Origin of the sequence: Streptomyces atroolivaceus, assembly GCF_000717025.1 — a bacterium.
Classification (GTDB): domain Bacteria; phylum Actinomycetota; class Actinomycetes; order Streptomycetales; family Streptomycetaceae; genus Streptomyces; species Streptomyces atroolivaceus.
Genome location: NZ_JNXG01000098.1, coordinates 1 through 220 on the forward strand (window position 1 = coordinate 1; position 220 = coordinate 220).

The 220-nt window shown below is 53.6% G+C and carries 1 rRNA gene; it reads right to left on the reverse strand.

Features of this window, described 5'->3' with window-relative positions:
• Positions 1 to 92 (reverse strand): 5S ribosomal RNA (gene rrf, locus OO67_RS35575); the annotation flags it as partial.
• Between the last annotated feature and the right edge of the window lie 128 nt (positions 93 to 220).

Sequence of the window (220 nt, forward strand, 5' to 3'; positions counted from 1 at the left end):
AGGGTCCCCCCTGCAGTACCATCGGCGCTGAAAGGCTTAGCTTCCGGGTTCGGAATGTAACCGGGCGTTTCCCTAACGCAATGACCACCGAAACACTATGAAATTAACCAACACCGGAACAAAACACGGCCGTTCGTTATTTCAGAACTAACACAGTGGACGCGAGCAACTGAGGACAAGCCCTCGGCCTATTAGTACCAGTCAGCTCCACCCGTTACCG